This is a genomic window from Herbaspirillum sp. SJZ106, from assembly GCF_006715495.1.
In the GTDB taxonomy this organism is placed as follows: Bacteria; Pseudomonadota; Gammaproteobacteria; order Burkholderiales; family Burkholderiaceae_D; genus Herbaspirillum.
This window is the reverse complement of sequence record NZ_VFNI01000003.1, coordinates 1-14,336: the sequence shown is the minus strand read 5'-3', so window position 1 is coordinate 14,336 and position 14,336 is coordinate 1. Positions and strand designations below refer to the sequence as shown.

Genomic DNA, 14,336 nt, shown 5'->3' with positions numbered 1-14,336 from the left:
GTGATGCCGCGCCGGCGGTTGAACCACGCTGGGTCCTGACTTTCGTCAGGACGACGGAGAAAATAGCCGCAAATAAAAACGCCGTTCGGCTTGCGGGCCGGACGGCGTTTTTGCGTGGCGGACCAGCTCAGGCGATCAGTTGAAGATCACCGTCTTATGCCCGTTCAACAGGATGCGATGTTCGGTGAACCACTTCACCGCGCGCGCCAGCACCACCGACTCGATATCGCGGCCGATCGCCGTCAGCGTGTCCGGGCCCATGGAATGGTCCACGCGCTCGACACCCTGCTCGATGATCGGGCCTTCGTCCAGGTCGCTGGTGACGAAGTGGGCGGTGGCGCCGATCAGCTTCACGCCGCGGTCATGCGCCTGGTAATACGGCTTGGCGCCCTTGAAGCTGGGCAGGAAGGAATGGTGGATGTTGATGGCGCGGCCGCGCAGGGCTTCGCACATCTCGGGCGACAGGATCTGCATGTAACGCGCCAGCACCACCAGGTCGATCTGGTTGGCGTTGACGATTTCCATGATGCGCTCTTCCTGCGCGCGCTTGGCCTGCGCCGAGGCGCCGGTGGCTAGCGGCAGATGGTGGAAGGGAATGTTGTAGCTGGCGGCCAGCTGGTAGAAATCGGTGTGGTTGGACACGATGGCCGGAATCTCCACCGGCAGCAGGCCGCTCTTGTAACGGAACAGCAGGTCGTTGAGGCAATGGCCGATCTTGGACACCATCAGCATGACGCGCGGTTTCTTGGCGGCGTCGTGCAGTTGCCAGTTCATCTGCAAGGCGTCGCCCAGCACGCCGAAATCGGTGCGCAGCTGGGCATCGCTCATCGCCGCGTCTTCCGAAGCGAAATGCACGCGCATGAAAAACAGCTTGGACTGGCCGTCGCCGAACTGGGCGGAGTCGATGATATTGCAGCCGTGGTCGGCCAAAAAGCCCGAGACGCGATGCACGATGCCGCGCTGGTCCAGGCAGGACAGGGTGAGGATGTATTCCGGGTGAGCCATGAGAATGAACTGAAAGACGCCAACGTCCAGCCGCGCGGATGATCCGGCAAGCCGCTGCCGGCGCTTCCTTTGCCGGCAAAAAGACGAAAGGCGCTATTGTCGCATGGCGAGCCCATACAGACAAAATTCCACCCTCTTTTATGGCAATACAAGGGCGAATGCCCCGGTTTTCCGGGCCATTCGCGCCAAATATTTCAAACAAGAAACAAAAATGACGCCGCCTGGGCGACGCCCGGCCTCGCGCCGGCAAAAGCGCTCAGGCAGTCTTGACGGCCGCCTGCAGCAATTCCTTCTGTTCCTGGCCGCCGACCTGGAGGTCGCCCGACAGCTGGCCGCCCTCTTCGATGACCAGCTTGCCATAGCGGATCTTGCCGGTGACCTTGCCGCTGGCGTAGATCACCAGCTTCTGGCGCACCGTCAGGTCGCCATCGAATTCGCCGCGGATCTCGGCCAGGTCGATTTCGGCCGAGCCCTTGAAGGCGCCGCGCTCGGCGATTTGCACCACGCGGCAATTGATGGTGGCCTGCACGCGGCCCTCGACGACCAGCGTGTCGCAGTCTTCGATCTCACCCTTGACCTTGATGTTGGGGCCGACGGTAAGCTTGCTGCCGGCTTCTTCGCCGGCGGGCGCCGCGGTGCTGGCCGAGGCAGGATATTGGCCAGTTTTTTGCACGCTGGAGACGGCGCTGCCCGAAGGATGGGAGACGGTGCTGCCGGCATTGCTGAAAGGGGAATTAGTCGAATTGGTTTCACGTTTGCCGAAGAGGGATTCTGAGCGAAGCATGTGATCTCCTGAAATTGAAAGAGCGTGCAAAACGGGAAGCACGAAAGAAACAAGGCGGCGCGCATGTGGATCGAGTGGTTCGCATGCAGATGCCGTGCGGATTCGAAAGACCTTCTGCCCGGGTCCGGATAACAGATGCGCGTCGCGGCACAAACAGGTTCATGAATTTGCAGGGCGCCGGCGGTATGCCGGAAATGCTTGCCATGCAAGAAACCTGTGCGGTTCGGCAAAGTACCTTTTCGAAAGTTCACTAGAATTTTGTAACAGCAAAACGCTGTTCCACATTCGCGCAGAAGCGCATCGCGAACGCCATCCTCGCCGGTGTCGCACGATGAACGGGAAGGTAAAAAATGGAGTGAAGTCCAGACGCTTCACGAAGGCGACACTGCCGAAATCTGCGCGATGGGCGCACCGCAAATTATTTATATTTCCGCGTCGCTTGTAACTAAAAAAGATGTAACAGTTGGAGGGAAAAACCGTCGCCTGCAGGCGACACGCCATGCCTGCGGACACGCATCTCCAGCGGCGTTGCGGACGATCCGGGTTTCTCCGGCGGCGCATGCGGGCGGCAATCCCCGGCCGGGCCCGCGGCATCTGCGCGCCCCCAAAAAACTGGCTTCGATCCGGCATGGCCGAAGATATCCCTGCGGCGCGATTTGCATGCCGGCCGCCGGCCGTGGAGCAAGACCGGGCGCACCGGATTCTGTGACACGTTGTAAGCGATGAAAATGAATGTCATGCGGCCTGCGCGCGCGGCCAAACCGCTTTATGATGCAGCGATCGTGCCACCGCCATTTGCCCGGCATCGGCTGCACCGCAACGCCAACGCCATCTCCCGGACCATGCCATGAACCATCGCCAGATCCCTTCGCAGCACTCGCAGGAGTCGCTGGACTCCTTCGGCTCCAACATCTTCCCCGCCGCAGGCACCTCCAATGCCGCCCGCGTCCTGGCGGCGGTCATCGCCGCCATCAGCTGGTTCGCCTTCGTAGCGCAGACCGACATCACCTTCGGCCGCCTGCTGGCGCACGGCGGCGGGGTGCTCGACGGGCTGGACCGGCTCACCATGTACCTGACCAACCTCACCATCCTGCTGGGGGCGCTGTGCTTCACCTCGCTGGCGCTGTCGCTGAAGACGCCGGTCAGCCGCTTCTTTCGCCAGCCCTCGGTGATCTCGGCCGTGGTGGCCTACCTGACCTTCGTCGGCATCGCCTATAACCTGCTGCTGCGCCAGCTATGGGCGCCCACCGGGTTCCGCTCGCTGGTCAACGAAAGCCTGCACACGGTGGTGCCGCTGTTGGCGATCGTCTATTGGATTTTCTTTGTGCCGGTATTCCAGGCTTCGCTGAAGAAATCCCTGCTGTGGCTGGCCTATCCGTTGGGCTACCTGCTCATCACGCTGTGGCGCGGCGCCCTGTCGGGCTTTTATCCCTATCCCTTCATCAACGTCAATACCTTGGGATACCCGCGCGTGATCCTCAACTCCAGCCTGCTGTTCGCAGGGTTCCTGGCGTTGATGGCCTTGTTCATCGTGGTCAACCGTTCCGGCAAGCCGGCCTTCCTGCGCAAATGAAGAAAGCCCGGCCGGCGCTCAGACCAGCGGTTCGGTCAGCGCCAGCAGCAGCATGAACAGCATGCAGGCGCCGAAACCGGCGGCAATGACGATATATTGAAAAGTCTTGAGCAGCATGGATTCTCCTTGAAATCGATGCTTGCCATCAGTAGCGGCGGCGCACGCGCGAGCCGGGCGGCTCACGCAACAAGACTGCATTCCCACGCGGCCTTGTCCAATCGGCGTCCGTTAATGCCTATGCAAGTGGGGCGATTGTAATTGCCCTGTCCCATCAAATGATGGCAACGCCGCCGTATTTACCTTTTTTTTCTTCGACTCCGCGCGCCTTGGCGCCGCCCTCCCAGAGCCCCTCCCCGCCGTCCCGCCCGACGTCTCCCAAGGCGCGGCCCTGAAAAGACACATTCCTGTCATACGGCCGCGCTATCCTCCTCCCGTTCCGCGCCATCATCCACAACAATATCCAATAGGAAGCACCCATGAGCATCCACGACGAGTCCGCCCGTGGCGGCAGCAATCCGCCTATTCCCGAACAGCAGGACGCCGCCACGGCATCCACCACCCCGCCAAACAACAGCCGCCGCCGCTTCCTGGGCAGCATGGGCGGTATGGCCGCCCTCGGCGCCGGCGGCGCCCTGGGCGCCTGCGCCACCGATGGCCAAAGCGGCGGCGTGCCATACCCGAACGGCAATCCGGCCGACGCCGCCGCGCTGGACCGGGCCCTGCGCGACAACGTCAGGACCATCGTCGTGATCTACGCCGAAAACCGCAGCTTCAACAACCTGTTCGGCGACTTCCCCGGCGTCGAAAGGCCCTTATCCGGCCTCAAGCCCGCCGACTATACCCAGCGCGACCGCGACGGCAGCGTATTGAAGCAATTGCCGCCGGTCTGGAACGGCGTGCTGGCCCAGGAGCAGGTCGTCGAAGGCGTGACCTATGCAGCCGGCAAGCAGTACCAGAGCAACCTGCCCAACGCGCCCTTCGCGCTCAAGGGACCGCAAGGCGAAGCGTTGCCGCTGGGCCTGGTCACGCGCGACCTGTGGCACGTGTTCTACCAGAACCAGATGCAGATCAACGGCGGCAAGAACGACGGCTTCGCCGCCTGGGCCGACTCCGGCGGCCTGGTGATGGGCCATTACGCCGATACCAGATACAACCTGCGCCTGTGGGATATCGCGCGCGAATTCGTGCTGTGCGACAACTTCTTCCAGGGCGCCTTCGGCGGGTCCTTCCTGAACCACCACTACCTGATCGCCGCGACCGCCCCTTACTATCCGAATGTGATGGACTCGGTGGCGCGCACCCAGGTGGCCAAGACCGTCAACAACGATCCGCTGGGCACCGAGCTGGCGCCCGCCGAAGGCAGCCCGGCCAGCGCCCTGCAAGGCGCTCCCAAGTTCGGCCCGAGCGCGCTCACGCCCGACGGCTACGCGGTCAACACCATGGCCCCGCCGTACTGGCCGACCTGGACCCGCGACCGCAACAACCCGGCCTACGCCGAACCCAACCAGCCCAGCGTGCTGGTGCCGCAGACGCACGAACACATCGGCGACAAGCTCGGCAAGAAAGGCATCGACTGGGCCTGGTACGCCGGCGCCTGGCAGGCCACGCTGGATGAGTTCAAGGACTCCAAGGGCATTCCCAAGATCCCCAACTTCCAGTACCACCACCAACCGTTCAACTACTTCAAGAACCTGGGCCCGGAAAACCCGGCCGAACGCAACAAGCGCCTGCGCGACGGCGGCCTGGGCGACGAAGCGCGCACCAACCGCTTCCTGGCCGACGCCGAAGCCGGCCGCCTGCCGCCGGTGACCTTCTACAAGCCGCAGGGCAACCTCAATATGCACGCCGGCTATGCCGACGTCGCCTCCGGCGACCGCCACATCGCGCACATCGTCAAGAGCCTGCAAGCCAGCCCGCAATGGAAGAACATGGTGGTGGTCATCACCGTCGATGAAAACGGCGGCTGGTGGGATCACGTGGCGCCGCCCAAGGGCGACCGCTGGGGTCCGGGCACGCGCGTGCCGGCGCTGGTGGTGTCGCCGTTCGCCCGCAAGGGCAGCGTCGACCATACCGTGTACGACACCGCCTCCATCCTGCGCCTGATCACCCGCACCTTCGGCCTGGAAAGACTGGATGGGCTGAAACAGCGCGACGACGCCATGATCGCGCGCGGCCAGAAACCCATGGGCGACCTGACCAACGCGCTGCAGTTCAAGTCCTGATCGATACGCCGCCTCCATGAAAAACGCCGCCCCGAGAATATCGCGGCGGCGTTTTTCATTGCCCCGGCCCAAACCTGGCTGGCGCGGCTTCGCGCAACATCTGCATCCTGGCGCCTCTCAATTTATATCACATTATGATATATTCTCCGTTTATCCCAATCCACAGGCTACCCATTTGAAAAATGAATGGGCAAGCCCCCCAACCCGCCATGAAACACAAACGCGACTACACGGCGGATAACCGCCTGCTCTATATTTCCGCGATCGCGCTGTGCATCGGCGCGCTCAGCACCGGCGCGGCATGGATGCTGCTCAAGCTGATCGCGCTGTTCACCAACCTGTTCTACTTCCAGCGTTTCTCCTTCCCCGGCGCCTCTCCGGCCATGCATACGCTGGGCTGGGCCGCCATTTTCCTGCCGATCGCCGGCGGCCTGATCGTCGGCCTGATGGCGCGCTACGGCAGCGAAAAGATCCGCGGCCACGGCATCCCCGAAGCGATCGAGGCCATCCTGTTCGGCAAGAGCCTCATGTCGCCCAGGGTCGCCGTATTGAAACCGCTGTCTTCCGGCATCGTCATCGGCAGCGGCGGCCCGTTCGGCGCCGAAGGGCCGATCATCATGACCGGCGGCTCGATCGGCTCGCTGCTGGCGCAGTTCCTGCACCTGACCGCAGCCGAACGCAAGACCCTGCTGGTGGCTGGCGCCTGCGCCGGCATGACGGCCATCTTCGGCACGCCGGTGGCGGCGGTCCTGCTGGCGGTCGAGTTGCTGCTGTTCGAACTCAAGCCGCGCAGCCTGCTGCCGGTGGCGCTGGCCTGCGCGGTGGCCGGTTTCCTGCGGCCGCTGGCGCTCGATGCCGGCCCGCTGTTCGCCATGCAGGTCGCCGCGCCGGGCGCCCTCGCCTTCGCCTCCTGCATCGCCGCCGGGCTGGCCAGCGGCGTGCTGGCCGCCGCGCTGACGCTGGCCTTGTATCGGGTGGAAGACTGGTTCCACCGGCTCACGCTGCACTGGATGTGGTGGCCGGCCATCGGCGGCGCGGCAGTCGGCATCGGCGGCTGGCTGCAGCCGCGCGCGCTGGGCGTCGGCTATGACGTGATCGCCGACCTGCTGCATCACCACATGCTGCTGTCGGCCGCCCTGGCGCTGCTGGCGGTCAAAGCCGTCATCTGGCTCATCGCGCTCGGCTCGGGCACCTCCGGCGGCGTGCTGGCGCCGTTGCTGATGATGGGCGCCGGCCTCGGCCTGGTGCTCTCCCCCTGGCTGCCGGGAGGCTCGCCCGAACTGTGGGCCCTGGTATGCATGGCCGGCGTGCTGGGCAGCGTGCTGGGCGCGCCGCTGACGGCCATCGTGTTCGCCTTCGGCCTCACGCATGCCGGCGAAGCGCTGCTGCCGCTGATGACCACCGTGGCCGTCGCCTACGGCGTGAACGTGCTGCTGATGAAGCGCTCCATCATGACCGAGAAGATCGCGCGCCGCGGCCTGCACGTGCACCGCGAATACGGCATCGACCCGCTCGAACGCCAGCATGTGGATGACCTGATGACGCGCGCGCCGCAAGGCATCGACATCGGCATGAACGCAGCCGATGCGCTGGCGCTGTGCCGCAGCGGCGGTCATGCGCACCGCTACTACCCGGTTACCGACAAGGGCCGGCTGGCCGGCATGCTGGCCTTGCGCGCCCTGGAGCAGGCTGCCCCGGCACAACCTTGCCGCGAACTGCTGGCGCCGCCGGCAACCGCCGGCGAACCGTTCCTGCTGCCGCAAATGAGCGCGCGCACCGCCGCCGGCGCGATGGCCCGCCTGCGGGTCGGACGCCTGCCGGTGGTGGCCGACCGCAAGCACATGAAACTGGTCGGCATCCTCTCGCTGTCGGACCTGGCGCGCGCCAGCAGCGCACATGCCGAAGAAGAGTCGGTAAGGGAAAAACTGCTGGGATTCTGAGCGGGAGGGACACGGTCGATGACCGATCCCGGCGTTCAGCGCATGCTGCCGTCGATGAATTCCTTGGACCACTGCAGGCCCGCGGTGCGTGCGCAATTGAAATCGGGATAGACATTGTCGCGGTCGCGCCAGAGCGCCATCGGCGGGCGCCCCCATTTATTGATCTGCACGGACAAGCGCCAGCCGTCGGCCAGTTGGAGGCCAACGATACTGATATCGAAATCCCGATACTGCGCGGCGTAGGTAAGCGAATGTATTTTCTTGTTTTCCATGAGCAACTTTCGCGACCTTGCATTATACGGCGCAAAAATCGCGAACGAACAGAGGGTGCAAACGCGATCGGGGCGATAATTTCCGCGCCCTTGTCAGGCAGGCATCGAAACCGCCAGGGGGGTAATTGTCAGGAAAAAAACATCGGCCGCATATGGATATTTCCAAATGGCATTGGCGTAACTTTGCGCTACCCGGTATAGTCGTCCCAGAGTTGATTCACAGAGCGGCGCCACTTTCCAGATAGGACTGGGCGCCGCGAATCGCTCCCCGTCTTCCCTTGCCCCCTGCGCCCCGCTCCCGCCCTCCATTGCCGGCGTTTTTTTGCGGCCGCCGACACTGCTTGCGCATTTTTGATAGCATGCCGGCATGGATACCTCGAACACCCCCGAACTGAGCGCCCTGGCCGATACCGCGGGGCTGGGCCTGTCGGCTGTCGTCGCCGGCCTGCGCACTTCGCGCGAAGTCACCAACAAGATCCGCTACCGCGGCGAAATCCGCGAACTGCCCTCGCGCGAAGCGATGCAAAAGCTGCTGCAGAACCTGCAGGCGGCGCTGTTCCCCACGCATTACGGCCACACCGACCTGTCCGACGAGACCATCGACTATTTCGTCGGCAGCCAGCTCAATGCCGCGCTGTGCGTCTTGAAGGAACAGGTGCGCCGCGGACTCTATTTCGCCTCCGACGAGCCGCAGGATGAAGCCGAGCTGCGCAGCCGCGCGGCCGTCATCACGCGCGATTTCGCGCACCAGCTGCCGGCCATCCGCGACCTTTTGGTCAGCGACATCCAGGCCGCCTACCATGGCGACCCGGCCGCCTCCAGCATTTCGGAAATCCTGCTGTGCTATCCCGGCACCACCGCCATCATCTACCACCGCCTGGCGCATGCGCTGCACCAGCTGGGCGCGCCGCTGCTGGCGCGCCTGGTGGCCGACATCGCGCATTCGGCGACCGGCATCGACATCCACCCGGCCGCGCAGATCGGCCCCAGTTTCTTCATCGACCACGGCACCGGCGTGGTGATCGGCGAGACCACCATCATCGGCCGCAACGTGCGCCTGTACCAGGCCGTCACGCTGGGCGCCAAGCGCTTTCCGTCGGAGCCCGACGGCTCCCTGGTGAAGGGCATCCCGCGCCATCCCATCGTCGAGGACGATGTGGTGGTGTATGCCGGCGCCACCGTGCTGGGCCGCATCACCATCGGCCGGGGCTCGGTCATCGGCGGCAATGTCTGGCTCACGCACAGCGTGCCGCCGGGCAGCAATGTCTCGCAAGCGGAAATGCTCAGCGAGTGCAGCAAACTGTAAAAATACAATCGCGGCCGGCGCTCAGCCGGCCAGCGGCAAGCAGCGCTGCAGGAAGAACAGGCCGCCCAGCAATGCCAGCCCGAGGAAGAAGACCGCGCCGATAAGCTTCCGCTCGGTCGGCTGCAGCGGTTCGATGGCGATAGGGCCGAGTTCCTGATGAAGGTAATGGTCGGTCATGCTGGCTCCGGATGTCGTGAGGCCGCCGCCGGGGAATGGGAACATGAATGCGGCAGGCTATGTGCGCCATCCTAGCCAAGCCCCGCTCCGGCCGGAACGAAGCAATCCGCACATGCATATCCGCCGTGCGTATAACACCTGCATATCAGACCCGACTATTCGGCAGCGACCTGCGCCTTGGCCGGCGCCGGTTCGCGGGCGCAAGCCAAGGCCGCCAGCGCCAGCGCGGATGCCGCCAGGCTGTAGATCCACAGCGACGACATCACAGGCAGCAGCAGGCCGGCCAGGATCGGCCCCAGCCCGGCGAACAGCCACAACGCACCGCCGCCGAAACCGACCAGCGCCGCGCAAGTCGCCAGCGACAGCGCCACCAGCACCCGCACCGCGCCGAAGCGTTCGGCCAGCCAGCCGCCCAGCGGGCTCAACACGATCTCGCCGAAATAGCGCAAGGCCATCAGCACACCGGCGATCAGCTCGGCATGTTCGGAAAACGATTGCTTGCTCATGTAGGACAGGCCGACGATGAACAAGCCGTCCAGCGTCAGGCCTTCGAGGAAAGACCACCAGTCCAGCGCATTGGGCAGCTTCCAGCGCCGCGCCGGCGGTTCCGGATAAGCGTGGGCCGGCAGGCGGCGCGCGGCCAGCAAGCCGAGCGTGGCGGTCAGCGCCACCAGCGCGAACACCATGCGCGGCCCGTAATGGCTGGCCAGCAGCGCCGCCAGCGGCAGCCACAGCATCGGGCCGATGGCGATGACGCCGCGCGAACGGCCGGAACGGCGCGCCGCGCCGATCGGGTTGGCGGTCGACATGGCCTGGGTCGACAGGTTGAGCCCGGCGAACGCCATGCCCCACAACAGGCGCAGCGGCAGCAAGGCCCAAAAGCCGCTGGCCACGGTGTAACCGAATGCGCACAGGATGGCGGCGCACACCGCCAGCGTGCAGGTCGGCCGGTCGCCGCGTTGGGCATAGAAACGCGCCACCCAGCGATAGCCGGCGATACGCACCAGGCGGTTGGCCGCCAGCAGCAACCCGACTTCGGCCAGCGTTACATGGAACTGCTCCGCATACATCGGCAGCAGCAGGTAGAGCACGATATCGCAGGGCAAGGCGGCCGACAGCGAGAACGCAGCATGGCGCGAATCGAGGTCGGCCTGGCGAAGTTCGGGAGAAGTCATGGACGCCATCATGCGGGGCGCGACGGCAGCCTGACAAACGATATTAATTCCATCCATGCGTGATAAAATCTGACGCATGGCCGACCTCACCCTCCCGCTCAACGCCATCCGCGCCTTCCTCTCGGCCGCGCGCCACCAGAGCTTCACGCTGGCGGCGCAGGAACTCAACGTCACTCACGGCGCCGTCAGCCGCCAGATCAAGAACCTCGAAGACTACCTCGGCATGCCGCTGTTCGAACGCCGCATCCGCCAGGTGGCGCTGACCGAGCGCGGCCGCCAGTTCTTCGAAGAAGCCAGCCCGGCGCTGGAGATGCTGGCCACCGCCGCGCGCCGCGTGATGCGAGATGCGCCGACGCGCTCGGTGAGCATCAACGTGCGTCCCTCCTTCGCGGTGCGCTGGCTGATCCCGCACCTCTCGGGCTTCGTCGAACGCTATCCCGGCATCGAACCGCAGGTGGTCACCAGCGTGGCCGCCGTGGGCCGCGCGCCCTCGCCGTTCGACATCGCCATCCGGCGCGGCGAGACCAACTGGCCGGAAACGCTGAAGATGCAACGCTTCCTCGAAGACGAACTGCTGCTGGTGGCCTCGCCCGCGTTGCTGAAGAACGCCCCGCTGCCCGACGTGCGCGCCATCGGCGGCCATACGCTGCTGCTCTCGCGCAGCAGGAGCCGCGACTGGGACGACTGGAAAAAGCATGCCGGCCTGAAGCGCTCGCGCGCGCAGGCCATGCTGCATTTTGACCACCTGCACTTCGTGTTGCAGGCGGCGGTGGATGGCCTGGGGCTGGCGCTGTCGCCGCTCTCGCTGGCCGACAACGACCTGCGCTCCGGACGGCTGGTCTGCCCGCTGCCGGAGATGCGCATGCCGCTGGCGCCCTATTATCTCGGCATCAGCCAGCAGGCCGGCGCCGAAGCGCAACTGTTCGCCAAGTGGCTCAGCGGTGCTGCCGCCACGGGGTAAGCGCATCCGACAAGCGCCGCATCGCCAGGTCGAACAGGTAAGCGATCAAACCGATCAGCACGATCCCCATCACCACCACGTCGGTGCGCAGGAAGTTCGACGCATTGAGCACCAGTTGGCCCAGGCCCGCCGTGGCCGCCACCATCTCTGCCGCCACCAGCGTGGTCCAACCGAAACCGATGGCAATGCGCAAGCCGGTCAGGATGTCCGGCAATGCCGCCGGCAGGATCACGTGGCGCAGCAGTTGCCAGCGGCTGGCCCCCATCGACAGCGCGGCATGCAATTGCTCGCCCGGCACCCCGGCCACGCCGGCGCGGGTAGAGACCGCGATGGGGGCGAAGCAGGCCAGGTAGATCAGCAGCAGCTTGGCGGTCTCGTCGATGCCGAACCAGATCACGATCAGCGGCAGGTAAGCCAGCGGCGGCAGCGGCCGGTAGAACTCCAGCAAGGGATCGACGATGCCGCGCGCCACCCGGCTGCTGCCCATCAGCAAGCCCACCGGCACCGCCGTCACGGCCGCCAGCAGGAAGGCGCCGAACACCCGCCACAAACTCCAGGCAATATGCTGCAGCAGCGGCAAACCGCCCTGCACATTGCCTTCCCATGCCTGCACCGCCGCCTGCCACACCGCCGATGGCGGCGGCAGGAACAGCGGCGCGATCAGGCCGGCGGCCGTCACGCCCCACCAGCCCAGCAGCAATGCGATCACGGTAACCGCGGTGATCGCAGTCGTCGGCCCGCTGCCGGGGCGCGGATAGGTGCGCGCCGGCGGCAATGCCGCGGGGATGGCCTGCCGGCTACCGTCCGCGACGGCGATATCCCGGGCGACAATATTGGCATTGCTCATGGCTTGCCTCCCTGGACCAGTTGCAGCAGCCGCTCGCGCCAGGCGATGAACTCCGGCGACGACTTGACCGCGCGCGCGTCGCCGCTCTCGACATAGCGGCGCAGGAAAGGCAATGCGAAATCATGTTCGATGCGGCCCGGTCGCGGCGACATCACGATCACGCGGCTACCGAGGAACAGCGCCTCTTCGACGCTGTGGGTGATGAAGAAAACCGTCTTGCCGGTCCGCGCCCACAGCTGCGCCAGCAACTCCTGCACCGATTCGCGGGTGAGCGCATCGAGCGCGCCCATCGGCTCGTCCATCAGCAGCACGCGCGCATCGTTGGCCAATGCGCGGGCGATGCCCACGCGCTGCTGCATGCCGCCCGAGAGCTGGTACACCGGCGACGCCGCATGGCGCTCCAGCCCGACCAGCTTCAGCTTCAGCTTCTCCTGCGCCACCGCCAGCCGCTGGGCACGCCCCAGGCCGCGAAAGCGCAAACCCAGCGCGACGTTATCCGCCACATTCAGCCACGGCATCAGCGCATGCTTCTGGAACACCACACCCAGCGCCGGGCCGGGTCCGGCCACCGGCTCGCCATCCAGCAGCACCTCTCCCTGCGAAGGCCCGATGAAGCCGGCCAGGCAATTGAGCAAGGTGGTCTTGCCGCAGCCGGACGGCCCCAGCGCCACCACGAATTCGCCCGGCGCGATGGACAAGTCGACACCAGCCAACGCCAGCGGATCGTCCGCCCGCGCAGACGCAAAACGCACCGACAAGCGGTGCGCTTCGATCCGTCCGCCGGCGGGTTGGCCGGCGTTCAAGGGAGCGCAATGGCTCACTGCGCCGCCTTGCGTACCCAGGTGGCATTGACGCCAGCCGAATAATCCGGCAACACGTTCTGGATGGTGCCCTGGCCCTTCAGGAACGCCGCGGTAGCCGCCAGCGACTTGGCCGCGCCGCCGCCCAGCCACTCGGCCGACGCCTGCTGCTGCAAGGTCGGGAATTCATACAGCGCCAGGCTGGCCGGCACTTCGGCGGCTTCCGCGCCGGACCACTTGGCCACCGCCTTCACCTGCGGCGAGTCGGCGCTCCAGGCAGCCTTATTCTTGCGGTAGTTGTCGTCGGTCTCGGCCAGCACCTTGACCAGCTCGGTCAGGAAAGCGTCGTTGTCCTTGGCGAATGCCCTGGAGACGACGATGCCGTCGAAGGTGGCCTTGCCGGTTTCACGGGCGATCTTGCCGGAGGTGGTCAGCACGGCGCCATTCTTCTTGGCCTTGGCCAGCACCGGATCCCAGATGAAAGTAGCGTCGATGTCGCCGCGTTCCCAGGCCGCCGCGATCTCGGGCGGACGCAGGTTGACGATCTTCACGCCGCGCGGATCGACCTTGGCGTTTTCCAGCGCCAGCAAGGTGTGAAAGTGCGAAGTCGACACGAACGGCACCGCCAGGCGCTTGCCCTTCAGATCGGCCAGCGAATTGACGCCGCTGCCGTTACGCGCCACCAGCGCCTCGGCGTCGTTGATGTTGTCGAGGATCCAGAACAGCTGGATATCCAGCCCTTGCGACAAGCCGGAAGCGATCGGCGCCGAACCGGCCTCGCCGATCTGCACCGAACCCGAAGCCAGCGCGCGGATGACGTCGGCGCCGCTGGCCAGCTTGCGGAAGCTCACCTTGTAACCGGTCTTCTTTTCCAGCGCCTGCGCATCCTGGGCGTAGCGCCATGGCACCACCATGTCCTGGTAGGCGATGACGACCTCTTTCGATTGGGCCAGTGCGTTGGTCGCTGCCAGCAGCGTGGCTGAGATTGCCAGGGTCTTCAGGAATTTCTTCATTTTTTGTTCTGGTGGATTTTGGGGATTCCAGTATAGGAAGGCGGCTTTTCTTGAGACACGAATATTTCTATGGATGCTTATGCGTTTTTTTTGAGGGGGGATTGGGTAGTCTGATCTTGCTGCTGGTCGGTGTACTGGCTCTATGCTTATCTTTCTCCGGTCGGAGCGGAGCGCCGGGGGCGGCCCGGCAGCCGCTCACTTTCTTTGCTTCGCCAAAGAAAGTAAGCAAAGAAAGGCGACCGCAACTACCCAGCCCCTTCG

The 14,336-nt window shown here is 65.0% G+C and carries 14 protein-coding genes; 5 read left to right on the top strand and 9 right to left on the bottom strand.

Annotation, left to right across the window (positions count from 1 at the left end; translation table 11 throughout):
• Positions 1-135 precede the first annotated feature (135 nt).
• Together purU and FB598_RS09780 are read right to left on the bottom strand one after the other, a co-directional pair.
• The gene (purU, locus tag FB598_RS09785; protein ID WP_141914870.1) at positions 136-1,005 is read right to left on the bottom strand and encodes a formyltetrahydrofolate deformylase; all 870 of its coding nucleotides are present in this window, start codon (positions 1,003-1,005) and stop codon (positions 136-138) included.
• A 256-nt stretch (positions 1,006-1,261) separates the two neighbouring features.
• Entirely contained in the window at positions 1,262-1,789 is a 528-nt protein-coding gene (locus tag FB598_RS09780) for a polymer-forming cytoskeletal protein (protein WP_141914873.1), read from the bottom strand.
• An 847-nt stretch (positions 1,790-2,636) separates the two neighbouring features.
• On the opposite strand from FB598_RS09780, the gene FB598_RS09775 reads away from it, so the two are divergent.
• Positions 2,637-3,362 carry a Pr6Pr family membrane protein gene (locus FB598_RS09775; RefSeq protein ID WP_141914877.1) on the top strand — a complete coding sequence of 242 codons (726 nt, stop codon included), beginning with the start codon at positions 2,637-2,639 and terminating at the stop codon, positions 3,360-3,362.
• A gap of 271 nt (positions 3,363-3,633) precedes the next feature.
• On the opposite strand, the gene FB598_RS09770 is transcribed toward FB598_RS09775, so the two are convergent.
• Positions 3,634-3,840 (bottom strand): hypothetical protein, encoded by a 207-nt coding sequence (locus FB598_RS09770; protein ID WP_141914880.1) that lies wholly within the window; start codon positions 3,838-3,840, stop codon positions 3,634-3,636.
• On the opposite strand from FB598_RS09770, the gene FB598_RS09765 reads away from it, so the two are divergent.
• Both FB598_RS09765 and FB598_RS09760 read left to right on the top strand, forming a co-directional pair.
• Positions 3,839-5,584: an acid phosphatase gene (locus FB598_RS09765; RefSeq protein WP_141914882.1), complete on the top strand. Its 1,746-nt coding sequence runs from the start codon at positions 3,839-3,841 to the stop codon at positions 5,582-5,584. The two genes, FB598_RS09770 and FB598_RS09765, sit on opposite strands and share 2 nt — an antisense overlap.
• A 209-nt stretch (positions 5,585-5,793) precedes the next feature.
• Positions 5,794-7,524 carry a chloride channel protein gene (locus FB598_RS09760; protein WP_141914885.1) on the top strand — a complete coding sequence of 577 codons (1,731 nt, stop codon included), beginning with the start codon at positions 5,794-5,796 and terminating at the stop codon, positions 7,522-7,524.
• A 35-nt stretch (positions 7,525-7,559) separates the two neighbouring features.
• Here FB598_RS09760 and FB598_RS09755 read toward each other — a convergent pair whose 3' ends face one another.
• Positions 7,560-7,796 carry a hypothetical protein gene (locus FB598_RS09755; RefSeq protein ID WP_141914888.1) on the bottom strand — a complete coding sequence of 79 codons (237 nt, stop codon included), beginning with the start codon at positions 7,794-7,796 and terminating at the stop codon, positions 7,560-7,562.
• Positions 7,797-8,163: 367 nt separating this feature from the next.
• Here FB598_RS09755 and epsC point away from each other — a divergent pair, with 367 nt between their 5' ends.
• A complete protein-coding gene (gene epsC / locus FB598_RS09750; protein ID WP_141914891.1) occupies positions 8,164-9,102 on the top strand; it encodes a serine O-acetyltransferase EpsC in 939 nt (312 codons plus the stop codon).
• 21 nt (positions 9,103-9,123) lie between these two features.
• Here the strand turns inward: epsC and FB598_RS20715 are convergent, their stop codons facing one another.
• Complete coding sequence (locus FB598_RS20715; protein ID WP_183405753.1) at positions 9,124-9,279, bottom strand: hypothetical protein; 156 nt, start codon at positions 9,277-9,279, stop codon at positions 9,124-9,126.
• A 155-nt stretch (positions 9,280-9,434) separates the two neighbouring features.
• On the bottom strand, positions 9,435-10,454 hold the full coding sequence (locus tag FB598_RS09745) for an MFS transporter (RefSeq protein WP_141914894.1): 1,020 nt from the start codon (positions 10,452-10,454) through the stop codon (positions 9,435-9,437).
• Positions 10,455-10,530: 76 nt separating this feature from the next.
• On the opposite strand from FB598_RS09745, the gene FB598_RS09740 reads away from it, so the two are divergent.
• Positions 10,531-11,415 carry a LysR substrate-binding domain-containing protein gene (locus FB598_RS09740; RefSeq protein ID WP_141914898.1) on the top strand — a complete coding sequence of 295 codons (885 nt, stop codon included), beginning with the start codon at positions 10,531-10,533 and terminating at the stop codon, positions 11,413-11,415.
• Here the strand turns inward: FB598_RS09740 and FB598_RS09735 are convergent.
• From FB598_RS09735 to tauA, 3 genes are read right to left on the bottom strand one after another with little or no spacing between them, the layout of a single operon-like run.
• Positions 11,390-12,262 (bottom strand): ABC transporter permease subunit, encoded by an 873-nt coding sequence (locus FB598_RS09735; protein ID WP_141914902.1) that lies wholly within the window; start codon positions 12,260-12,262, stop codon positions 11,390-11,392. The two genes, FB598_RS09740 and FB598_RS09735, sit on opposite strands and share 26 nt — an antisense overlap.
• Positions 12,259-13,083: a taurine ABC transporter ATP-binding protein gene (locus FB598_RS09730; RefSeq protein ID WP_141914906.1), complete on the bottom strand. Its 825-nt coding sequence runs from the start codon at positions 13,081-13,083 to the stop codon at positions 12,259-12,261. The genes FB598_RS09735 and FB598_RS09730 overlap by 4 nt, the downstream gene beginning before the upstream one ends.
• Positions 13,080-14,075: a taurine ABC transporter substrate-binding protein gene (gene tauA, locus FB598_RS09725; RefSeq protein WP_141914908.1), complete on the bottom strand. Its 996-nt coding sequence runs from the start codon at positions 14,073-14,075 to the stop codon at positions 13,080-13,082. The genes FB598_RS09730 and tauA overlap by 4 nt, the downstream gene beginning before the upstream one ends.
• Positions 14,076-14,336: the final 261 nt, after the last annotated feature.

What these genes read in the sequence shown, in the direction of transcription:
- purU (WP_141914870.1), bottom strand. Translation starts at nt 1,005, where the DNA reads ATGGCTCACCCGGAATACATCCTCACCCTGTCCTGCCTGGACCAGCGC.
- FB598_RS09780 (WP_141914873.1), bottom strand. Translation starts at nt 1,789, where the DNA reads ATGCTTCGCTCAGAATCCCTCTTCGGCAAACGTGAAACCAATTCGACT.
- FB598_RS09775 (WP_141914877.1), top strand. Translation starts at nt 2,637, where the DNA reads ATGAACCATCGCCAGATCCCTTCGCAGCACTCGCAGGAGTCGCTGGAC.
- FB598_RS09765 (WP_141914882.1), top strand. Translation starts at nt 3,839, where the DNA reads ATGAGCATCCACGACGAGTCCGCCCGTGGCGGCAGCAATCCGCCTATT.
- FB598_RS09770 (WP_141914880.1), bottom strand. Translation starts at nt 3,840, where the DNA reads ATGGGTGCTTCCTATTGGATATTGTTGTGGATGATGGCGCGGAACGGG.
- FB598_RS09760 (WP_141914885.1), top strand. Translation starts at nt 5,794, where the DNA reads ATGAAACACAAACGCGACTACACGGCGGATAACCGCCTGCTCTATATT.
- FB598_RS09755 (WP_141914888.1), bottom strand. Translation starts at nt 7,796, where the DNA reads ATGGAAAACAAGAAAATACATTCGCTTACCTACGCCGCGCAGTATCGG.
- epsC (WP_141914891.1), top strand. Translation starts at nt 8,164, where the DNA reads ATGGATACCTCGAACACCCCCGAACTGAGCGCCCTGGCCGATACCGCG.
- FB598_RS20715 (WP_183405753.1), bottom strand. Translation starts at nt 9,279, where the DNA reads ATGACCGACCATTACCTTCATCAGGAACTCGGCCCTATCGCCATCGAA.
- FB598_RS09745 (WP_141914894.1), bottom strand. Translation starts at nt 10,454, where the DNA reads ATGACTTCTCCCGAACTTCGCCAGGCCGACCTCGATTCGCGCCATGCT.
- FB598_RS09740 (WP_141914898.1), top strand. Translation starts at nt 10,531, where the DNA reads ATGGCCGACCTCACCCTCCCGCTCAACGCCATCCGCGCCTTCCTCTCG.
- FB598_RS09735 (WP_141914902.1), bottom strand. Translation starts at nt 12,262, where the DNA reads ATGAGCAATGCCAATATTGTCGCCCGGGATATCGCCGTCGCGGACGGT.
- tauA (WP_141914908.1), bottom strand. Translation starts at nt 14,075, where the DNA reads ATGAAGAAATTCCTGAAGACCCTGGCAATCTCAGCCACGCTGCTGGCA.